This is a genomic window from Pseudomonas sp. Hz4, from assembly GCF_054898165.1.
The window spans coordinates 4,921,805-4,943,277 of sequence record NZ_CM142719.1 but is presented as its reverse complement, the minus strand read 5'-3'; the positions used below and the strand labels follow the sequence as shown (position 1 = coordinate 4,943,277).

At 56.7% G+C, this 21,473-nt stretch carries 20 protein-coding genes; 8 read left to right on the top strand and 12 right to left on the bottom strand.

Annotation, left to right across the window (positions count from 1 at the left end; all coding sequences use genetic code 11):
- Positions 1-2: 2 nt before the first annotated feature.
- The 6 genes from ACYZTR_RS22680 to ACYZTR_RS22655 all read right to left on the bottom strand — a co-directional run bounded on the left by ACYZTR_RS22680 (position 3) and on the right by ACYZTR_RS22655 (position 8,387).
- Positions 3-518: an AP2/ERF family transcription factor gene (locus tag ACYZTR_RS22680; protein ID WP_461973992.1), complete on the bottom strand. Its 516-nt coding sequence runs from the start codon at positions 516-518 to the stop codon at positions 3-5.
- Positions 519-546: 28 nt separating this feature from the next.
- Complete coding sequence (locus ACYZTR_RS22675; RefSeq protein ID WP_461973990.1) at positions 547-1,611, bottom strand: hypothetical protein; 1,065 nt, start codon at positions 1,609-1,611, stop codon at positions 547-549.
- Between the two features lie 131 nt (positions 1,612-1,742).
- Positions 1,743-2,807, bottom strand: coding sequence for a hypothetical protein (locus tag ACYZTR_RS22670; RefSeq protein ID WP_461973990.1), 1,065 nt, complete (start codon positions 2,805-2,807; stop codon positions 1,743-1,745).
- 131 nt (positions 2,808-2,938) lie between these two features.
- Positions 2,939-4,003 (bottom strand): hypothetical protein, encoded by a 1,065-nt coding sequence (locus tag ACYZTR_RS22665; protein WP_461973988.1) that lies wholly within the window; start codon positions 4,001-4,003, stop codon positions 2,939-2,941.
- Between the two features lie 56 nt (positions 4,004-4,059).
- Entirely contained in the window at positions 4,060-5,121 is a 1,062-nt protein-coding gene (locus ACYZTR_RS22660; RefSeq protein ID WP_461973986.1) for a hypothetical protein, read from the bottom strand.
- A complete protein-coding gene (locus ACYZTR_RS22655; protein WP_461979844.1) occupies positions 5,118-8,387 on the bottom strand; it encodes a hypothetical protein in 3,270 nt (1,089 codons plus the stop codon). The genes ACYZTR_RS22660 and ACYZTR_RS22655 overlap by 4 nt, the downstream gene beginning before the upstream one ends.
- On the opposite strand from ACYZTR_RS22655, the gene ACYZTR_RS22650 reads away from it, so the two are divergent.
- Positions 8,322-8,768, top strand: a complete 447-nt coding sequence (locus ACYZTR_RS22650) for a hypothetical protein (protein WP_461979923.1) — start codon at positions 8,322-8,324, stop codon at positions 8,766-8,768. The genes ACYZTR_RS22655 and ACYZTR_RS22650 overlap by 66 nt on opposite strands.
- A gap of 77 nt (positions 8,769-8,845) precedes the next feature.
- Here ACYZTR_RS22650 and ACYZTR_RS22645 read toward each other — a convergent pair whose 3' ends face one another.
- A complete protein-coding gene (locus ACYZTR_RS22645; RefSeq protein WP_461973984.1) occupies positions 8,846-9,541 on the bottom strand; it encodes a DUF4123 domain-containing protein in 696 nt (231 codons plus the stop codon).
- Entirely contained in the window at positions 9,538-11,604 is a 2,067-nt protein-coding gene (locus ACYZTR_RS22640; protein WP_461973982.1) for a type VI secretion system Vgr family protein, read from the bottom strand. Before ACYZTR_RS22640 ends, ACYZTR_RS22645 begins: the two co-directional genes overlap by 4 nt.
- A 253-nt stretch (positions 11,605-11,857) precedes the next feature.
- Here ACYZTR_RS22640 and prfB point away from each other — a divergent pair.
- The 7 genes from prfB (at position 11,858) to ACYZTR_RS22605 (ending at position 18,648) form a co-directional block, all read left to right on the top strand.
- Positions 11,858-12,953 (top strand): peptide chain release factor 2 gene (prfB, locus tag ACYZTR_RS22635; RefSeq protein ID WP_282377013.1). Its coding sequence is split into 2 segments (ribosomal slippage): positions 11,858-11,929 and positions 11,931-12,953, totalling 1,095 coding nucleotides; the frame shifts between segments, so codons are not numbered across the junction.
- A gap of 71 nt (positions 12,954-13,024) precedes the next feature.
- Entirely contained in the window at positions 13,025-14,527 is a 1,503-nt protein-coding gene (gene lysS, locus ACYZTR_RS22630; protein WP_461973980.1) for a lysine--tRNA ligase, read from the top strand.
- 102 nt (positions 14,528-14,629) lie between these two features.
- Positions 14,630-15,346 carry a TetR/AcrR family transcriptional regulator gene (locus ACYZTR_RS22625; protein WP_461973978.1) on the top strand — a complete coding sequence of 239 codons (717 nt, stop codon included), beginning with the start codon at positions 14,630-14,632 and terminating at the stop codon, positions 15,344-15,346.
- A 48-nt stretch (positions 15,347-15,394) separates the two neighbouring features.
- Positions 15,395-15,961 carry a hypothetical protein gene (locus ACYZTR_RS22620; protein ID WP_461973976.1) on the top strand — a complete coding sequence of 189 codons (567 nt, stop codon included), beginning with the start codon at positions 15,395-15,397 and terminating at the stop codon, positions 15,959-15,961.
- 36 nt (positions 15,962-15,997) lie between these two features.
- Positions 15,998-17,275 carry a flavohemoglobin expression-modulating QEGLA motif protein gene (locus ACYZTR_RS22615; protein ID WP_282377009.1) on the top strand — a complete coding sequence of 426 codons (1,278 nt, stop codon included), beginning with the start codon at positions 15,998-16,000 and terminating at the stop codon, positions 17,273-17,275.
- Between the two features lie 132 nt (positions 17,276-17,407).
- Complete coding sequence (locus ACYZTR_RS22610; RefSeq protein WP_461973974.1) at positions 17,408-18,322, top strand: alpha/beta hydrolase; 915 nt, start codon at positions 17,408-17,410, stop codon at positions 18,320-18,322.
- Entirely contained in the window at positions 18,319-18,648 is a 330-nt protein-coding gene (locus ACYZTR_RS22605; protein WP_282377007.1) for a hypothetical protein, read from the top strand. The genes ACYZTR_RS22610 and ACYZTR_RS22605 overlap by 4 nt, the downstream gene beginning before the upstream one ends.
- Before the next feature lie 76 nt (positions 18,649-18,724).
- On the opposite strand, the gene ACYZTR_RS22600 is transcribed toward ACYZTR_RS22605, so the two are convergent.
- The 4 genes from ACYZTR_RS22600 to ACYZTR_RS22585 form a co-directional block, all read right to left on the bottom strand.
- A complete protein-coding gene (locus ACYZTR_RS22600; RefSeq protein ID WP_461979842.1) occupies positions 18,725-19,513 on the bottom strand; it encodes an OmpA family protein in 789 nt (262 codons plus the stop codon).
- A gap of 49 nt (positions 19,514-19,562) precedes the next feature.
- Positions 19,563-19,976, bottom strand: coding sequence for a DUF4398 domain-containing protein (locus ACYZTR_RS22595; RefSeq protein WP_461973972.1), 414 nt, complete (start codon positions 19,974-19,976; stop codon positions 19,563-19,565).
- Between the two features lie 273 nt (positions 19,977-20,249).
- Complete coding sequence (locus ACYZTR_RS22590; protein ID WP_461979840.1) at positions 20,250-20,594, bottom strand: pilin assembly protein; 345 nt, start codon at positions 20,592-20,594, stop codon at positions 20,250-20,252.
- A 530-nt stretch (positions 20,595-21,124) separates the two neighbouring features.
- Entirely contained in the window at positions 21,125-21,397 is a 273-nt protein-coding gene (locus ACYZTR_RS22585; RefSeq protein WP_461973970.1) for a hypothetical protein, read from the bottom strand.
- Positions 21,398-21,473: the final 76 nt, after the last annotated feature.

Below are 21,473 nucleotides of genomic sequence, written 5' to 3'. Positions count from 1 at the left end.
TGCTACGCTGTAGGGACCCCCAGCAGCAATTCACCGTAGAGCTTTTCGCCGTCATGATGACGAAAAGTCCGATGCTTGATGGTCGTTAGCTGCTCCTTTCGCGCCTCGATAGCCTTGTGTTTCGCCTGTTCCTCACCGAACTTTTCCACGTTGAAGGACCGGGAAAGTTTTTTGCCATCACGGGTCGTCGTTTGCGCGACCCAGTAGGTATTCTTGCCGTTTGTCTGGCGTGAAATTCCGGCCAGGCCACTGGTGTTATTGGCGCGCAGCTTTTTACGGATAATGCAGCTCAGTGGTGGTGGGAAACGGAGCATCTGTTCATTGCGAAACTGCTCGGCAGCGGCACGCGCTGGATGCTCACCTCCATGGCTAATGAACGTAAATTCCTTGTGTACCTTGATGACGCCTTCCCGGTACAACGATACCCGCCAAGCCATTGCTCCCGATTTTTTGTGACGAACTCGGATGATTGCGTAGTCGTTAGCGCTTGCTGGCGCATCCGGGTTATCAGTGAACATCTGTGCCCCGTTCTCGGGTGGTGGCTGATCAATCGACATAGTTAACATGCCTAGCCATCAAGTTAGGTCGCTCAAACGTGTCGATGGTGTCGACGCGGTGGTGCATTTCATTGATGACGTGCTTGAACGTCGCATCGTCCATGTCGATCCAGTAACGCGGGTGGCGGCCGGTGAGACGGTCGTACTCGGCGGTGGTCGGGTCGAGGTGGCGGTATTCCTCGTATTGGGGCAAGTCCGGCAACGGGCGGCTGACGTCCATGTAGTTCTGGATGAAATCCCACAGGGCGCACGCCTCTTGCGTGCCAGGGCCGGGGCAGAGCAGCGCGCCGAAGTTGATCATGATGTTGCGGTAGCGATGGGCGAGGTAGAGCACGTTTATCGGCATGCCCTGACTGTCCGGGGAGGTGGCGATGTAGGCGTCGAACTCATAGAACGGCGCGGTGAGTTCGCCGAGGGTGCCGTTCTTTTTGTATTGACCGTTGTTTTTGTAGTCGAAGACCGTGACCAGGCCGGTACGGCGGTTGAGTTCCCAGATGGGGCCTCGGGAGGGTTTTATCCAGAGGCTGGGGAAGTGTTTGATGACTAGTGAACCGATTGCCCAGGATAGGAGTGGTAGGCCGAGAAGCCAGGAGAAAAACTCTATAAAAATGCTTTTTGTTGATGCCCATACAGATTCATTTCCTGTTGAGATTTCTAAAAAATAGGTGGGGATGCTGACAATTAAAAGCAGAAAAAACAAAACGCGTCCTACTCCTGACATGTATATCCAGAAGTGAGAGCTTGCAGGAAGAAGTGCATACCTAAAGCGTTCGTGGTCATCCCTTATGTGAAAATCAATAAGTTCGTATGGGCTCGGGGAATAGTTGTCAGTGGCTATTTGTTCGTCGCGTTGTCTTTTGGTTTTTTCTTGATGTCGAATGTCTTTTGGCGAGTAATCCTCCACAAAGCTCACCGGGCACACATCATCTGCGTTGCCCCAAGGTAATCTGACTTTTGCGAAACGCATGATCCAGGGACGTTCAGTCGAACGTTTTTGATGAGGTACCTCGCTCGCCCCATAGGCAGTTTCGGCGTAATGCGGTTCATTGGTCATTTGTTACTGTCTCGGGATTTATTTGTCATTTCGCCGGCCCAATAAGTTTGACTCTCTCTGTCGAAGTGGGGCTTGTTACCAGAGTTTGACGGCAACCATTTGAACGACGGAAACCAATAAGTTTTCTTAGCTCAATCGACATAGTTAACATGCCTAGCCATCAAGTTAGGTCGCTCAAACGTGTCGATGGTGTCGACGCGGTGGTGCATTTCATTGATGACGTGCTTGAACGTCGCATCGTCCATGTCGATCCAGTAACGCGGGTGGCGACCGGTGAGACGGTCGTACTCGGCGGTGGTCGGGTCGAGGTGGCGGTATTCCTCGTATTGGGGCAAGTCCGGCAACGGGCGGCTGACGTCCATGTAGTTCTGGATGAAATCCCACAGGGCGCACGCCTCTTGCGTGCCAGGGCCGGGGCAGAGCAGCGCGCCGAAGTTGATCATGATGTTGCGGTAGCGATGGGCGAGGTAGAGCACGTTTATCGGCATGCCCTGACTGTCCGGGGAGGTGGCGATGTAGGCGTCGAACTCATAGAACGGCGCGGTGAGTTCGCCGAGGGTGCCGTTCTTTTTGTATTGACCGTTGTTTTTGTAGTCGAAGACCGTGACCAGGCCGGTACGGCGGTTGAGTTCCCAGATGGGGCCTCGGGAGGGTTTTATCCAGAGGCTGGGGAAGTGTTTGATGACTAGTGAACCGATTGCCCAGGATAGGAGTGGTAGGCCGAGAAGCCAGGAGAAAAACTCTATAAAAATGCTTTTTGTTGATGCCCATACAGATTCATTTCCTGTTGAGATTTCTAAAAAATAGGTGGGGATGCTGACAATTAAAAGCAGAAAAAACAAAACGCGTCCTACTCCTGACATGTATATCCAGAAGTGAGAGCTTGCAGGAAGAAGTGCATACCTAAAGCGTTCGTGGTCATCCCTTATGTGAAAATCAATAAGTTCGTATGGGCTCGGGGAATAGTTGTCAGTGGCTATTTGTTCGTCGCGTTGTCTTTTGGTTTTTTCTTGATGTCGAATGTCTTTTGGCGAGTAATCCTCCACAAAGCTCACCGGGCACACATCATCTGCGTTGCCCCAAGGTAATCTGACTTTTGCGAAACGCATGATCCAGGGACGTTCAGTCGAACGTTTTTGATGAGGTACCTCGCTCGCCCCATAGGCAGTTTCGGCGTAATGCGGTTCATTGGTCATTTGTTACTGTCTCGGGATTTATTTGTCATTTCGCCGGCCCAATAAGTTTGACTCTCTCTGTCGAAGTGGGGCTTGTTACCAGAGTTTGACGGCAACCATTTGAACGACGGAAACCAATAAGTTTTCTTAGCTCAATCGACATAGTTAACATGCCTAGCCATCAAGTTAGGTCGCTCAAACGTGTCGATGGTGTCGACGCGGTGGTGCATTTCATTGATGACGTGCTTGAACGTCGCATCGTCCATGTCGATCCAGTAACGCGGGTGGCGACCGGTGAAACGGTCGTGCTCGGCGGTGGTGGGGTCGAGGTGGCGGTATTCCTCGTATTGGGGCAAGTCCGGTAACGGGCGGCTGACGTCCATGTAGTTCTGGATGAAATCCCACAAGGCACACGCCTCTTGCGTGCCGGGGCCGGGGCAGAGCAGCGCGCCGAAGTTGATCATGATGTTGCGGTAGCGATGGGCGAGATAGAGCACGTTTATCGGCATGCCCTGACTGTCCGGGGAGGTGGCGATGTAGGCGTCGAACTCAAAGAACGGCGCGGTGAGTTCGCCGATGGTGCCGTTCTTTTTGTATTGACCGTTGTTTTTGTAGTCGAAGACGGTGACCAGGCCGGTGCGGCGGTTGAGTTCCCAGATGGGGCCTCGGGAGGGTTTTATCCAGAGGCTGGGGAAGTGCTTGATGACTAATGAACCGATTGCCCAGGATAGGAGTGGTAGGCCGAGAAGCCAAGAGTAATACTCGATTGCTGAGCGTTTTGTTAGTTCCCAGAATGGTTCTGTTGTTGCTGAGGTCATCACGAAGTGACTTGGAATGCTAAATATGAAAAGTATGTAAAAGAACCACTTGCCAAAAAATTTCATATATAGCCAGAAGTGGGAGCTTGCAGGAAGAAGTGCATACCTAAAGCGTTCGTGGTCATCCTTTATGTGAAAATCAATAAGTTCGTATGGGCTCGGAGAATAAGCTTCTGTGGCTGTTTTCTCTTCACGTTCTTTCTTGAATCCTTCATGAAGACGGAGTTTTTTTGGTGAGAATTTTTCGAGTATGCTTACAGCCGTAATGTCATCCGCATTGCCCCAAGGCAGTCTAGCTTTGGCGAAACGCATTATCCACGGGCGTTCAGTTGAATGTTCTTGCTGAGGTACCTCGCTCGCCCCATAGGCAGTTTCGGCATACCACGATTCATGGGTCATTAGTTACTATTCCGTGATTTATTTGTCATTTCGCCGGCCCAATAAATTTTCTTAGCTCAATCGACGTAGCTAACATGCCTAGCCATCAAGTTCGGTCGCTCAAACGTGTCGATGGTGTCGACGCGTTGATGCATTTCAGTGATGACGTGCTTGAACGTCGCATCGTCCATGTCGATCCAGTAACGCGGGTGGCGACCGGTGAGGCGGTCGTGCTCGGCGGTGGTGGGGTCGAGGTGGCGGTATTCCTCGTATTGGGGCAAGTCCGGTAACGGGCGGCTGACGTCCATGTAGTTCTGGATGAAATCCCACAAGGCACACGCCTCTTGCGTGCCGGGGCCGGGGCAGAGCAGCGCGCCGAAGTTGATCATGATGTTGCGGTAGCGATGGGCGAGGTAGAGCACGTTCATCGGCATGCCCTGACTGTCCGGGGAAGTGGCGATGTAGGCGTCGAACTCGTAGAACGGCGCAGTGAGTTCGCCGATGGTGCCGTTCTTTTTGTATTGACCGTTGTTTTTGTAGTCGAAGACGGTGACCAGGCCGGTGCGGCGGTTGAGTTCCCAGATGGGGCCTCGGGAGGGTTTTATCCAGAGGCTTTGGAAGAATTTTATTACCACAGTGCCAGCCAACCAACACACTAAAGGGATTCCCAAAAAAGTAAAGAGAGTCGCGGAGTAGTCGGATATAACGTTGAGTAATATTTTTTTGGTATCTAGAAGTTCAGCCATGAAAATGAAAAATGTGATGGCAAGAAAAAGGAAAAACAAAAAACGTCCCCCTCCTAGCATGTACATCCAGAAGTGGGAGCTTGCGGGGAGAAGGGCGTATCTAAAGCGTTCGTGGTCATCCCTTATATGAAAATCAATATGTTCGAATGGGCTCGATGAATAGGTTCCTGTGGTTTTTTGCTCTTCGCGTTCTTTATTGAATTTCTCCCAGAAGCGAAGGTTGTTCGGTGAGTTTTTATCATGAAAGCTGGTCGGACATATGTCATCCGCATTGCCCCAAGGCAACCTGACCTTAGCAAAACGCATGATCCACGGACGTTCAGCCGAACATTTTTGCTGAGGTACCTCGCTCGCCCCATAGGCAGTCTCGGAGTAATGCGATTCGATGGTCATTTGTTACTGTCTCGTGATTTATTCGTCATTTCGTCTGCCCAGTAAAGTTTGCCTTCGCTGTCGAAGTTTGGTTTTTTGTGGGTTTCATCAAATGGCGTGCCGTCCTTTGGCGGTGGCGCAGGAAAGTGCCAACGTTGATTTTGTTGTTCCAGTACACACTGAGCTCTAACTTGCCATTGGTGTGAGATGCCCGATGATCCTGTGACCAAATCAAAGGCGTAATTGGGTGGGGTTTCGAAAAGCAGTTCCAGGCCCTGCGGTATCAGCCTTTGCGCTTTGGGTAAGACGAGTTGACTATTAATCAGTTTTTTGAACGGCACGGTTTCACTTTTGATGCGCCCGCCTTTGACTTCGAATGTATTGAGTCGGCAGTGAGCATTGATATTGAGTGTGCCCAGGTTTGAAATTAAGCCTGGTAAGTTACTTTCGATGCGAATGCAGGTATTGGACGAAGTAACTTGAAAAGGCGTTTCGGCATGAACGTCATGTTTGGCATTGGGTATGAATTCAGGGTTGATACCAATGTTGATACGAATGTCAGCAAACAAACTGATCAGGTAGTAGAAGCCGCGTTGCGGATCCAGCAGGTGCGCATTGTCTGAATGAACTTGAGTGCCGAAAGGGCCATTGACCAGCCATTCTTCGATGGGCTTGTCGGTCAGCCACCAAGCCAGTCCTGCACCGATCACGATCAATATCAGCGCTACCCAACCTGCCGGACCCAGTCCCAGAAAGGTGACGGTACTAATGACCAGATTGCTGAGAGCGCTGATAGCGCCGCCCACTGCCATCATCAGATAAGCCCGACTGGCGTCATCGCCCCATGTCCACGCATACCAGGCATCTGTAAGGCAAATGGCCGTAAGAAACAGCCCAGAACCAATTTGAGCAAGGATTCGCCCGGTAAATTCCTTTGCTAAGCGTTTGCCTAGAGAACCTAAAGCTTTCGCAGTTTCATTTGAAATAGTGAAAATAACCTTGCGACCCACCACCAAAACAGACTGGGTACCGGAAAGTTTTACCGTCAACATCTCCAGCGCGATAGCTAGATCTAGTCCTGCGGCAACTACAGCTAGCTGAGATCTGTATTGTCCTTTTTCTCTCCGGACTTGCTCTCTACCTGCCCACTCCATACGCACATTCCAAACCTCCAACATCAAAACCCCCACCGCAAACGGCAACGAGCCCAGCACGCGATGCACCCGGCCGTTAGCTAACCCCGCATGTTCATCCACGCCCTGTTGCAACGCGCCCTTCACTTTCGTTTTGTCAGCCGCCCGCGCTTCAACATCCTCCTGATAAACCACATTAATCCGCTGATTCAGCGCACTAAGGTTGCGCACCGTCGGATGGTCTACCGGCATCACCAGCAGTTTGTAATTACCCGTACGAGGGGCGCTCGGGATCTCGAACGCATCAGCATTCCCCACCTTCAACGGCCGACCTTGAGCATCCAGATACTCACCCATCACCCGCCGTGGCCGCTGATCGCCGGACGGCACATCGAACAGGCCAAAGATGTAATACCGCTGCGGGTCGGCGTCACGACGATTGATGAAATGCATTTCTCCAAAGGTCTTAGGCATCAGGCGGCGCAACAGCCCCACGCCGAGGCCGTGCAGATAGGCGCTCGTGGGAACGTGCGCGCTCTGCGTCCCGGACGGTTTGTTCACCGCGCTGCTGGCGGTTTCAATGGCGCCTGCAATATTTTCGTAGATGCTTAGCAGGGTGCCGGCTGCCGCTTTCGATTGGCCGGTGAGTGTGCTGTTCAGGCTGCCGCTGGCCAATAGGCCTTCTAGCAAGTGGCCGTCGAGGTGTTCGACCTGTGGGTAGTAAGGCCCCGGATCGTTTTCGAATACGGCGAGGTGTTCGGCACGCAACCGACCATCGCCCTCGTTAAGTGTTTTCTCGGTGGGCGGCAAATAAGGCGCGCCCAGTTCCGCGTCATTGACGGCGGGCCAGAGCATCACGTGCAGCGGGTGCGCCGGGTCGTGGGCGATGTCGTTGAGCAACGTCTGGCCGACGCTGGCCTGCGGACTGTAGAGGCTCAAACCGGTCACCGCGTTGGTGACGTCGCCATTGCTGGCCAGCGGATCGCGTTGCGCGGGCACGGTGGCGAGGGCCGCGAAGGTCTGGCTGACGGCGAACAGCGCGGCGAGGTAGTCAAAGCCTTCCAGGCTCAAATGATCGGCCAGGGTTTGCTGCGTGACCGGTTGTTGCAGGCACTCGGCAAGCAGCGTCTGCGCCATGTTCAGTTGTTGCCAGAGCAGGGCACGTTCTGCGGTGGCGGTGAAGCGGTTGATGTCACGGCGGCCGGCCTCTTTCACCTTGTCGAAACAGGCGTGCAGCGGGTTTTTCTGGCCGCCGAGGGCGGCCGGCACGATCAGTTGCTGGACCATTACGGCGCTGGCATGGTGTGGGTGAAGGCTGGCGCGTTCGGCATACAGCGTCAGCAATTGCTGTTGCTGCTGGATCTGTGAAACCAGATGCCGCAAGCGGTAACGAGGGTCTTCAAGCAGCACGCCGCATAAGCGCCGTTGGCGAGCCGCATCCAGCACATCGACGACGGTGGGCTGGGGTTGCCAGAGATCCGCTTCATCGGCGGTCGGTGTTTTTCCTCGCAGTTGATCCAACAGCGTGGCGAGGCAATCGGCCCAGGCGCTGCTTTCGAAGGTTGCAGGTAAAGAAGGTGTGGCGCCTTGCTCCCATTGATCAAGGCAGCCCTTGGCTTCGGCGTTGCGTTGCGCAGCGAATTGTCCCGAGAGGTCGCACACGTAACGCCCCGGATGCTCCAGCACATATTCGAAACCGCTTTGGCGTGCTCGTTGTGGGGCAATCTGGCTGAGCGCAAAGGCGCGCTCGGCCAGGTTGCGCCAGGTGATGCTGGCTTTCGTCGTGGTATCGGACGTTTGTGCATCCCACGCATTGAAGCGACTGAAGGCCTCCAGCATCGCCTGCCCATCGGGCTGTTGGTCGAAAAGTCGTTCGAACGTGTGGCTGTCGCATTGCAACGCGGGGCTCTGACAGCGCTGGGCGCGCAACGCCGGGTCTTCCTCTAGGCGTTTGAGGCGTGCAGCGCTGAGCTGGATTTCGCTGAAACACAGTTGCACGGCTTCGGCAGGTTGATGGTTCCAGGTGGCGGGCAGCCAGATGTCACTGAGATCGACACCGCGCGCCTGCCGGTAATCGCCGCTCAATTCGTGATTCTGGCGATACGCCTGCAGCTCGATGTCGCGGTAAGTCGTGAGTTCGCCATCCTGCTGCACTTCCAGTTCACGCCAGAGGCGATCGCGGTAAAACACATACACGTAGCCGCTACGGCACAGTACCGGCGTGCCGAGGTCATAGTGGCTTCGAGTCCCAGGCAGCGCGGCGAAAGGCAAGATCGGTACGATCTGATTCCACTGGACTTCCAGTTGACGCGGGGTGACACGCACGTCCTCCAGCAACGGCAGACGAATGGGCGGCCCTTGGATGGTCGCTATTTCCAGCCACAATTGATGCTTGAGCTGTGCGGACCAATCCCACACAAACAGCTCGCTGTGGACGCCGGTCGAACGCTCGGTTTCGCACACCACCTCATCGGTCAGGGCTTGGAGTGCTTCGAGGCCCGACTGATCGAACATCAGCAGTCGCTGGCTTTTTGAATGAGCGGTGCCAATGACTTGAACAATCAGCTTGTCGCGCTCGCAGCCGGGGCCATCGGTCAACCTCCCGAGCTGCTTCATGACTGAGCCTGCGTGCAGTGGACGCTCAGGAATTCGCTGATGGCGTCACTGTCGTTGATGTCCTGGGTCAGCGCTTGTTCCATTAATTGATTGGCATGCACAAACGAGTGCTGTGGATGTTGCTGCCACCAGTTAAAGAGAAACTGTTCATTGCGCTGGCGCGTCAAGGCGTCTTCCTGGGCGGCGCTCAGGAACATCGCCCCGCGTGTCCGTTCTATGCGCCAGTCCGTCGCGTGAAGGTTGTTTAGCTGCTGCCAGCCGGCTTCACCTATCGCTTGGGTGGCCCACGTCGCACCGAACCAGCGCAGACGATCGATCGGACCCAGCCACAGGCTGAGGTCTTGCGCCGAGCAGGCGCCAAAAAAATAGCTGGCGACGGTCGGGTTGCTGTAGCGCAGGACACCTTTGCGTTGCTGGTCGAACTTGACGATTAGAATCTGTCGCAAATGAGCGAGTACCAATGGCGTGTCGCAGGTACTTTCGATCAGCAGCCCTGGCCATTCAGCGGGGTTTTGCTCGATCGCCTGATTGAGCGTTGGCTGGTTGTTCAGCCTGACCAGCAGGGGGCTTTGCTCGGCGAAACGGCTGAGTGGGGTGCCGGCGAACAGCATTTGTGTGTCGGGGTGGGTCGCCATGCTGTAAAGGGTTTTGAGCTGCGCGGCGGGGCGCTCCAGCAGAATCCAGGTATTCATGAACGATTTCCATAGCCCAAGGCTTTGCGGCATTGGCAGTCGCTCAGCGGGCAGTCCATCGGCGTACCACCGCTGGGCATCTGGCAGAGTTCAATCAATGCTTCGTCGCCGAGTAGTTGTTTGAGTAGCGCGGTTGAAACCGTTTCGGGCAGTGGTGGTTCGCTCGCGTCGAGCGTCACCGGTGCGGCCGCCATGAGTGGCATCGGCGTGCCTCCCAGCTCAATGGGCACACTGCTGAAAATCCCCGCCGCATTGATCGTGATCCACGCGCCGCCAGCCTGAATCGTGACGCTGGCGCCGCCATCGATGACGATGTTTTGGCCGGCACTGAAGTGGAACTGCTGTTGAGCGCTCAACCGATGGCTGGTGGCGCGAATATGACGGTCGCCATGCACCGTGAGATGGTCGTCCTGCCTGATTTCCGTCCGCCGGTTGCCGTGGGTGATGTGCTGTTCTTCGGCGCGCAGTTCATGGCGGACGTTGCCCCCGACCACGATGCTGCGCTGGTTGTCGACTTGCACACGTTCGTCGTTCAACACGTGTTGTGCGTAATCGCGTTGGGCGCGGATGGAAATTTCCTCGGCCCCCTTGCGATCTTCGATGCGCAGCTCGTTGAAACCTTCTGCGCCCGGGCTGCTTTGGGTCTTGAAGGTGCTGCGGGTTTTCTCGGCGGGGAGGTCGAGCGGGGGGCGATTGGCGCCATTGGACAGGCAGGCGACGATCAACGGTTTGTCCGGGTCGCCATGGTAAAAGCCGACGATCACTTCCATGCCGACGCGGGGGATCAGCACGCTGCCATAACGGTCGTGAGCCCAGCCGCTGGCGACTCGTACCCAGCAACTGGAGTGATCATTGTGGTCGCCGTCGCGGTCCCAGGGAAACTGAATACGTACACGACCGTATTCGTCGCAATGGATTTCTTCGCCGGGCGGGCCGCAGACCACTGCATGCTGATAGCCATTGATCGTGGCTTTGGGGTGATCGAGCGCGGGTCTGAAGGGCACGTCCCACGGTGTGGCAAGAAAAAAGTTGCGGTAGCCCTGAGAAAACTCGCCGCTTGTGGCAAGGGTGATCGACTCTTGCAGCACTTGCGGTTGTTTGCCGGTGTGGATGACTTCGGTCAGCAGCCATAAGTCATTCCATTCCAGGCGCGGGTGACCGGTCAGGGGCAGGAAATGGCCACTGAGCAGCATCGGCTGATCGCTGCGTCCAGTGGCTTGCCGATAATCGCTGCGGTGCCGTTCAAGTGCTCGTCGTGCGCGGTGCTTGCCGTGTTCGCGGTCGGTGAAATGCCCGGGAAAGCCGTAGTCTTCGAGTCGCAGCGGCGAAGGATCTTTCGCGGCACTCTCCAATTGCAGCAAAGGCTTCTCGAAGTCGTAGTCGCGGCGGGTCACGCCAGTGGGGCGGGTTTCCAGCGCTAGGGTGAAGGCGTTGATTACCGGCTCATCGGGGACCAGTCCGCTGTCTTGCAGGTAAGCGGTGGGGCGGTGGAGTCTGGGGAATACCGTTTGATCGTCGCCGAACACCAGCACATGCCTCTCGCGGCTGTGCTCAAAGTGGTAATGCAGGCCTTCTTCTGCGCAGAGTCGCTGCAGGAAATGCAGGCAGCTCTCGCCGTACTGGACGCAATAGTCCCTTGGACGGTAATCCGTGCCGAGGGCAAAGCGATAGCCATCGCCGAGGATGCCGTGGGCTTGCAGTACCTGGGCGATGATCTGCGGCACGCTCAGTTTCTGAAATATTTTCTGGTCGAAACGGTGGCCCAGATAGGCAAGGCTGGGCATCAGGCTGAGCTGATACTGAGTTAGTCGCTTGCCTGCGTCGCCCTGACCGACGCTGTAAACCTGACCATGAATTCCGGTGCCATAGCGATCAAGGCCGAGGAATGCCGGGCGATGCAGAAGGCTTTCCAGATCCAGGTCGGGACGTTCGCTGACCAGTTTCAGATCGAAGCGGAAGGGTTGACTGATGGCTTCCTTGCCGGTGAACTCAAGGACTTGCAGGTCGTCGGTAAAACCCTCGATGTCCAGGAGGAAAGAGGCTTGGTTGGCAGGGCTGAACATCACACATCCCTTGTGCTGATTTAGAAGGGCGGGACTGTGAATGAGTGAATGCAGGTTTGATGCAGGGCAAGTCTGTTTCTGTTGTAGGAAGAATACTTTTGCTGGTTGGGATTTTTCTTAGAGAAGGTTTCTTTCATTTGAGGCTGTCAAAACGGAATTGGACGGCATTCAGTCCGCCAGGCGGGCTGCCGTGACAGCCTGATTACGTTATACTCGCCGGCTTTCAAAAGTTCGCCAACGAGTGCTGCCCGCCATGGAAATCAACCCGATCCTTAACAGTATCAAGGACCTGTCCGAGCGCTCCGAAACTATTCGGGGGTATCTTTGACTACGATCAAAAGCATGAGCGTCTGACTGAAGTCAATCGCGAGCTTGAAGATCCGAATGTCTGGAACAACCCGACGTACGCTCAGGAGCTGGGCCGCGAGCGGTCCCTGCTGGCTCAGATCGTCGAAACCCTCGACGAAATGCACACCGGCCTGGCCGACGCCAAAGACCTGCTGCTGATGTCCGCCGAAGAAGAAGACCAGGCCGCCGTCGATGACGTTGCTGCCGAAGTCGAGCGTCTGCGCGAGTCCCTGGAAAAACTCGAATTCCGTCGCATGTTCAGCGGTGAGATGGACGCCAACAACGCCTACCTGGACATCCAGGCCGGCTCCGGCGGCACCGAGGCCCAAGACTGGGCCAACATCCTGTTGCGCATGTACCTGCGCTGGGCCGACAAACGCGGTTTCGACGCGACCATCATGGAGCTGTCGGCCGGTGAAGTCGCCGGGATCAAGGGCGCCACGATCCACATCAAGGGCGAATACGCCTTTGGCTGGTTGCGTACCGAAATCGGCGTGCACCGTCTGGTGCGCAAGAGCCCGTACGACTCCGGTAACCGTCGCCACACCTCGTTCTCGGCCGTATTCGTGTCGCCGGAAATCGATGACAACATCGAAATCGACATCAACCCGTCGGACCTGCGCATCGACACCTACCGCTCCTCCGGTGCCGGTGGTCAGCACGTAAACACCACCGACTCGGCCGTACGTATCACGCACGTACCGACCAACACCGTGGTCTGCTGCCAGAACGAACGCTCCCAGCACGCCAACAAAGACACCGCGATGAAAATGTTGCGGGCGCGCTTGTACGAGCAGGAAGTGCAGAAACGCAATGCCGCCTCCCAGGCCCTGGAAGACACCAAGTCGGACATCGGCTGGGGTCACCAGATTCGCTCCTACGTGCTCGACCAGTCGCGAATCAAGGATTTGCGTACTAACGTCGAACGCAGTGACTGCGACAAGGTGCTCGACGGCGACATCGACGAATACCTGGTGGCCAGCCTGAAGCAAGGCCTGTAAACCGCCAGTCAAGACCTTAAGTCCCCTGCCACCGGTGGGGGCAACGAACCTGTGATGGAATTTTTAAAGACATGAGCGACCTAGAACTCGACCCGCAAGCCCTGCAACAGGAAGAAAACTCCCTGATCGCCCTGCGCAAGGAAAAGCTGGCTGCCGAGCGCGCCAAGGGCAATGCCTTCCCGAACGACTTCCGCCGCGACAACTACTGCGAAGACTTGCAGAAACAGTACGCGGACAAGACCAAGGAAGAGCTCGCAGAGGCTGCAATCCCGGTCAAGGTTGCCGGTCGTCTCATGCTCAACCGTGGTTCGTTCATGGTGATCCAGGACATGTCCGGGCGGATTCAGGTTTACGTCAACCGTAAAACCCTGTCAGAAGAAACCCTGGCGGCGGTGAAAACCTGGGACCTGGGCGACATCATCGCCGCTGAAGGCACCCTCGCGCGTTCCGGCAAGGGCGACCTGTACGTCGAAATGACCCACGTGCGCCTGCTGACCAAGTCCCTGCGCCCACTGCCGGACAAGCACCACGGCCTGTCCGACACCGAGCAGCGCTATCGCCAGCGTTACGTCGACCTGATCGTCAACGAAGACGTGCGCCAGACCTTCCGCGTTCGTTCGCAAGTGATTGCGCACATCCGCAGCTTCCTGATGCAGCGTGACTTCCTTGAAGTCGAAACGCCGATGCTGCAAACCATCCCCGGTGGTGCTGCGGCCAAGCCGTTCGAGACTCACCACAATGCGCTGGACATGGAAATGTTCCTGCGTATCGCGCCGGAGCTGTACCTCAAGCGCCTCGTTGTTGGCGGCTTCGAGAAAGTCTTCGAGATCAACCGCAACTTCCGTAACGAAGGCGTTTCGACGCGTCATAACCCTGAATTCACCATGTTGGAGTTCTACCAGGCTTACGCCGACTACGAAGACAACATGGACCTGACCGAAGAACTGTTCCGCGAGCTGGCTCAGCTTGTTCTCGGGACTACCGACGTCCCTTACGGCGACAAGGTGTTCCACTTCGGCGAACCGTTCGTGCGTCTGTCGGTGTTCGACTCGATCCTCAAGTACAACCCTGAGCTGACCGCTGACGACCTGACCGACATCGACAAGGCCCGCGCCATCGCCAAGAAGGCCGGCGCCAAGGTGCTGGGCTTTGAAGGTCTGGGCAAACTGCAGGTGATGATTTTCGAAGAGCTGGTCGAGCACAAGCTGGAACAGCCGCACTTCATCACTCAGTACCCGTTCGAAGTGTCGCCGCTGGCCCGTCGTAACGACGAGAACCCGAACGTCACCGACCGTTTCGAACTGTTCATCGGTGGCCGCGAAATCGCCAACGCCTACTCCGAGTTGAACGACGCGGAAGACCAGGCCGAGCGCTTCATGGCTCAGGTGGCCGACAAGGATGCCGGCGATGACGAAGCCATGCACTACGACGCCGACTTCGTTCGCGCGCTGGAGTACGGCATGCCGCCAACCGCCGGTGAAGGTATCGGCATCGACCGTCTGGTGATGCTGCTGACCAACTCCCCGTCGATCCGCGACGTGATCCTGTTCCCGCACATGCGGCCGCAAGCGTAAGTGTTTCAACTAAAAAGCCGCCTAAAACAGGCGGCTTTTTATTGCCTGTCTGGTACAAACGTATCAATTGGTTACTTTTGAAGTAAGAGAGGAATACCTGTCGTGAACCGTGCAATTGCTCAAGAGGGTGCAGCGGACGTCGCCACTGCGGTCGCTGAAAGTGTTCAGTACCAGGGCCGCAAGGCCAGCCGACAGGGCAGCGAGCAGCGTCGACAGGACATTCTCGATGCGGCGATGCGCATTGTCGTGCGCGATGGCGTGCGGGCCGTGCGTCATCGCGCGGTGGCTGCCGAGGCCGGTGTGCCGCTGTCGGCCACCACTTACTATTTCAAGGATATCGATGACCTGCTCACCGATACCTTTGCCCAATACGTGGAACGCAGCGCGGCGTTCATGGGCAAGCTGTGGGCCAGCAATGAAGGCCTGTTGCGCGAGATGGTTGTCAGCGGCGATGGCACTCCCGAGTCCCGTTCACAGCTGGCGGACGATATTGCGCGGCTGATGGCGGACTATGTTCATCGGCAATTAATCAATCGCCGCGAGCACTTGATGGCCGAGCAAGCCTTCCGCCAGGAGGCGTTGCTCAATCCGCGCCTGGCGTTGTTGGTGCGTTCACATCAGCAGATTTTGCTCCAGGGCACCTGCCAGCTTTTCGAGGTATTGGGTTCCCGTGAACCCCAACAGGATGCCAAAGTGTTGACGGCGATTATCGGACGGATGGAATATCAGGGCCTGCTCAACGAAGCCGAGCCTGGGGCCGAAGCAGAAATGCTCGGCATCCTGACCCGCTACATGCATTTGGTATTGGCGTCGGTCTGACGCTCGATCAGCGCGCAAAAGTCATGGTGTATCGATAGGGAGTGTTGAATGAAAGCCTGGCGTGTCGTTGTGATCGCCTTGTCGATCCTGCTGCTCAGTGGCTGTCTGGTGACCTTCAAGGAGCCGCTGCCTTCGAGTGAGCCCGCGCCCAAAGGGTTGCTCGGCAAATGGACCAGCACCAACGCCTGGGGCGAGCCGCAGAATCTGGAGCTGACGCGCCTGGGTGATAATCACTATCAGGCGGTCAGCTACTTCAAGGCTAAACCCAAGGAACGCGAAGCCTATTCCTTCACGGTGACCCGCCATGGCAGTCGCTGGTACTTGTCGGCGAAGGTGCCAGCGCAGTTCGGTGGGCATTACACCATCGCTGGTTTCGAACTCACCGATCAGCACGAACTGGTGGTCTACAACCTCGACCTCGAGCAGATCAACCAGGCCCTGGGGCAGAACGTCCTGAGTGGCAAAGGCTTCCAGACCGACGAGGGCGACGGCGTGTTGATCAACAACAACCTGGACCAGGTGTTTGCCTACCTCGACGACCCGGCCAATTCCGATGTCTTCGTTGAGGCGGTGCGCTATCAGCGTCTGGCCAAAGCCAAAGCTAAAGTTAAATAAAGCCAGCACCTAACGGTTTTTCTACAGGAGTTTCGGGTGGACGATTACCAGCAGACGATACGCATTTTGTCCGATCGCATTGTGCTGGCGCAGACGCCGATTCGCGTCCTCGATGCGGTCAAGTGGGACGACTCCATCCGCAAGGGTTTCCTCAAGGGCAAGGGCAAGGAAATGCCGGCCGTGGACCGTGACTATTACCTCAGTCGGCCGCTGTCTTTTGACTCCAGCAAAGTGAAACTGGAATTCCAGAACATCGAGCGCGACATCACCCGTCAGTTGGGTCAGTTCAACCCGGTCGGCCAGATCATGCGCCGCATGTGCAAGGAATACCGGATGGTGGTGCGCATGCTCGAAGCGCGCGGCACCGAGGATTTCGGGCTGATTTCCCAAGAGTTGTACGGCGCCGCGTCCGACGCGTTCCACGCTGGCGACCCGACCCTGGCCGACTTGGGGCTGATGCTCTCCGATTACCTGAACAACATCGACGGCCGTGGCGATCTGAAGGACGAACCGAAAACCCTCACCGCCAAGGAAGCCGTCAGCCAGCTGCAACATCGATTGAACAAGGTGTTTGGCGAGGCCGAAGAAACCATTCGGGTGTTCGAGTCCGACGGGATCGTCGCCGATGCGGCGGCCGGTGCCGACTACATCAAGATTCGCGCCGACGCGATGTTCAACGAGCGTGACGTGCGCGCTCTGGAAGTCCACGAAGGGCTGGTGCATGTGGGCACCACGCTCAATGGGCTGAACCAGCCGATCTGCACCTTCCTCTCCAAAGGTCCGCCGTCGTCGACGGTGACTCAGGAAGGCCTGGCGATCCTGATGGAAATCATCACCTTCGCCTCTTACCCGAGTCGTCTGCGTAAACTGACCAACCGCACCCGCGCCATCCACATGGTGGAAGAGGGCGCGGACTTTATGCAAATCTTCGAGTTCTTCCGCGAGCAGGGTTTCGAAATGGCTGAAAGCTACGGCAATGCCAGCCGGGTTTTCCGCGGCTCGGTGCCCAATGGGCTGCCATTTACCAAAGACTTGTCCTACCTCAAGGGCTTTATCATGGTTTACAACTACATTCAGTTGGCCGTGCGTAAAGGCAAACTCGAGCAGATCCCGCTGCTGTTTTGTGGCAAGACCACGCTCGAAGACATGCGGACCTTGCGCCAGTTGGTGGATGAAGGGCTAGTGGTGGCACCGAAGTATCTTCCGGATCAGTTCCGTGACCTGAACGCGCTGTCGGCGTGGATGTGCTTCTCCAACTTCCTCAATCACCTGAGCCTGGACCGGATCGAAGCGGATTACTCAAACATCCTTTGATATAGATCGTTCCCACGCTCTGGTGGGAATGGCGCCATGGAGCGCTCCGCGTCCACTGTGACGCAGAGCATCACGGAATGCATTCCCACGCAGAGCGTGGGAACGATCATCAATAAATATGAGGTTCAACGGATGAGAATCCTCGGCATTTTCTGCCTGCTTCTGACCCTCGGCGGTTGCAGCTCTTTGTTGTTCTACCCCGAGCCCGGCCAGTTGTTCACCCCGGAAAAAGCCAAACTCGAATTCCGCGACGTCACCCTGATCACCGCCGACGGACTTAAGCTGCACGGCTGGTGGTTGCCGGCAAAAAAAGGTGTCGAGGTCAAAGGCACCGTGCTGCATCTGCACGGCAACGGCGGCAATCTGCCCATGCATCTGGGTGGGAGTTGGTGGTTGCCCAAAGAAGGCTATCAAGTGCTGCTGGTGGACTATCGCGGTTATGGTTTGTCCGAGGGTGAACCGACGCTGCCGGCGATCTATCAGGACATCGACGCCGCGTTCAAATGGCTCGATCAGGCGCCCGAGGTCAAGGGCAAGCCGTTGATCCTCCTGGGGCAAAGCCTCGGCGGTTCGATGGCCGTGCATTACCTGGTTCAGCATCCCGAGCGCCAGAAACGACTCAAAGCCATCGTCCTCGACGGCGTGCCTGCCAGTTATCGCAGTATCGGTCAATTTGCCCTGAGCCATTCCTGGCTGACTTGGATGTTTCAGGTGCCGTTGTCGTGGCTGGTACCGGACGGCGACAGCGCGGTCAATTCCATGGCGCAGCTGGGCGGCGTGTCCAAACTGATCTACCACAGCATCGACGATCCGATCGTGCCCCTTTCCAACGGCATCCGTCTGTATCAAGCTGCGCCGCCGCCGCGAGTGCTGCAACTGACCCGTGGGGGTCATGTGCAGACGTTCGCCGACCCGGTCTGGCGCAAAGTCATGCTGCGTTATCTCGAAGACCCGCAATATTTCAACGGTTTGCGCCGACTGGGTGAAGTCCCGAATTACCCGGCGCCGAAAAATTCTGAAGATGAACCACCAGAGAGTCCGCAATGAGTGAAGAACGTAACGCCATCCCGCTGATCATCACCGGTATCTGCAGCATCCTCGGCACTGTCGGGGCCCTGTGGTTCTACGGCTACCTGCACTTCGCCAAACCCGAAGATGCGCTGTTGCTCAGCGACTTCACCCTGCTCAAGACTGTTCCGGGCGAAGACTACAAAGTCTCCCTGGAGCCGGCCCCGCAAGTCGCCCAGTGCATCGATGGCGTGCTGGTGATGTTCGACACCGAACAGAAAGGCCTGAGTGGTGTATTGGTCAACAACAAGAAAAAAGCCGTGCGCTGCATAGGTCAGGAAACCCCGCAGAAACTGCAACCGTAACGCGCCTTTTGATCTTAAAAACAAAAGCCCCGCCTGATCAGATCAGGCGGGGCTTTTGTGTTTCAGCAGACGAAGCTTAGTTCGAGCTAATAGCCGAACGCGGGATCACCGGCTGGTTGTCGTTGGAAATGGTCACTTCCACCCGACGGTTCATCGCGCGACCCGAAACGCTGGTGTTCTCGGCCACCGGGTATTCCTTGCCATAACCTTGGGCCACGATGCGCGCTGGATCTACACCCATCTTGATCAAGGCCACTTGCACGGAAGTCGCACGGCGTTCGGACAGCGACTGGTTGTAGTTCGGCGCTCCCGTGCTGTCGGTGTAGCCTTCGATAATCACTTTACGGTCCGGGTTTTCCTGAAGGAACTGGGCCAGTTTGTTGATATTCACCAGACCGCTGGATTTCAGCTCGGCCTTGTTGGTGGCGAACAGCACGTCACCGAACGTAACCAGCGTGCCGCGATCGGTCTGCTTGGCGTTCAGGCTGTCCTGCAATTGCTTGATCTGCGCGTCGCGTGCGTCCAGACGGGCCTGGGCACGTTGCGCAGAGGCATTTTTCAGATTGGCTTCGGCGGTGCGCAGCGCGATGGTCTGCTTGGCCACTTCAACACGTTGGTTGGTCAGGTATGCCAGTTGGTCGACCTTGCCCTGGTCCTCTCTGTCCGTGTAAGCCTTGTCGGCCTTGTCCAGGTAATCGCTGGCTTCTTTGGTTTCCAGCGCCGCGACTTTGCTGGCTTGCGGGTTGGTTTGCAGGCCGGTGTAGTTGGTACGGGCCTGTTCCAGGTTCGCGTTAGGCGGGGTGGAGCAGGCGGCCAGTGCAACGCTTGCGGCCAGCAGGGCAGGGATCATCAATTGTTTGCGCATCATGGTTTCGTCCTTTTAGTCGAGTAAGAAGTACGTCGTGCCGCGCCGCTTATTGCACGGTGCGCTGGCTTTCCTGACGCAGTTCCTGAACCCCTTTCTGAGAGTCCTTCACCGCCAGTTCGGCTTTAATCGCCTGGGCTTTGCGTTCAGCCACTCGAGCGTCCCACTCGGCCTGTTCGGCCAGAATCTTGGCTTCGTCATACTTCTTGTCGTGCATGGCGATCTCGGCTTGTTTGAGCTTGTCCTGGGCGGACTTCATTTCCACTGCCGCGAATTCGGTACCGCCGGCACTGACGGCACTGTTGACCGCCGATTCCGTCACGGCGAATTGCTCGCTTGGCGGGTTGCCGGCACATCCGGCCAGAACGAGGCTGCTGGCGATTGCCAGTGCAGCCAGTTTCAGGCTACGCAGAGGTGGGAACGAGGATTTGGCAGTTCGGGTTTTCATGGTCTTCAACTCCATTGGAATAACTCCTGAAAAACTTAAAAATCCATCCTGGGCAAGGAGCCGCAACCTTCAATTTCCGGGGGTGTTTTGAAACGGCCGTCCCAGGCGTGGTTAATGGGTGTGACCCGATGCGTTTTTCAAAAGTTCAGAGAATATGGCCCATTGCCTGAAAAACTTTGACCGAACGGACAAGGCTCTAACTCGGGTATTACCATCATATGCAGCAGTACTCCCGGCCCTGAACGAGCCCGGGAATATGCATTTTGGAGGGGGAAAGAAGCGCGGTAATCAGTGTTTCTGTTTGTCGTCAACGGCCGACAAATCGTGCAAATGACGACGGGACAACGCGAGGAAGCGCGGAGTTGGACCGACGTCTTCGTACAGCGGATCACCTTCTTCGTCGGTGGCTACAACCGTTGAGCCCCTCACATACGGGAAGCTCTTTTCGAGCTCTTCAAGCGCGGCGCCGATCAGCTCGCCGAGCAGTTCTTCGGGGTGTCGTTTGGGGTACATCTCGATAATTGCCGCCAGCCGTGCGGCGGCCTCCACATCCAGATGAATCGTGTATCCGGTATCGGTCAGGCGACCCTTGGCGTTTTCTTCCCAGTGATGGGCAAGCTCGCGGATTTTCATAGTGACCTCATTGCGCACCTGCTTGTGGCAGGCAGTGTCAGTGTCCGGCAATCGCTGGCGGCGGCCGTTGTACGGCTTACTCTTCAGACTAGCTTTAACGCCCAAGGTTTAAAGTCCCTTCGTCGTCTGATGGTGAACGTTGCCTCGGTGCTTCAGGCGTTTACACTGATTTGTGGCGGGGTTCATTGGGGGATTGGGTGTATATCCGTTTCTTCGGTGATGGCTGCTGGCGGTTTCGCTTTTACAGCGAGTCACTTTGAAGAGCGCAAAGTAACCAAACGCTTTTGCCCCTTTCGTTCGGTGCCTCGCCTAGGCTCGGCATGCCCTCGCTCCGGTCCTGCTCCGTGGGCCCGCCGCCATCGGCCATCCATGGCCGGGGGCGGCTAACCCGGCATCCATGCCGGGTTGCCCACTGCGCAGAACCTCCACTCGGCCTCTCGATGGGGCGGTGCATCAAGATCAAAAGCTGCAGGCGAGCTAACGCTCGGCCTGTTGAGTGGTGAGAAGCAAAAGTTGTACGCCGATCTGCTTTATGTGGGAGCGGGCTTGCTCGCGAAGCTGTTGATCTTGCCGTTGCCGTTGCCGTTGCCGTTGCCGTTGCCGTTGCCGTTGCCGTTGCCGTTGCCGTTGCCGTTGCCGTTGCCGTTGCCGTTGCCGTTGCCGTTGCCGTTGCCGTTGCCGTTGCCGTTGCCGTTGCCGTTGCCGTTGCCGTTGCCGTTGCTTTGGCTTTTGATTTTGATTTTGATCTGTTGCCCCTTTCCCAGAGGCCGAACGCAGGTATTGCGCAGGGGGCACCGCGGCAAGGATGCCGCGGTAGCCGCCCCCGGCCATGGATGGCCGATGGCGGCGGGCCCCCGGAGCAATGCCGGAGTGAGGGCA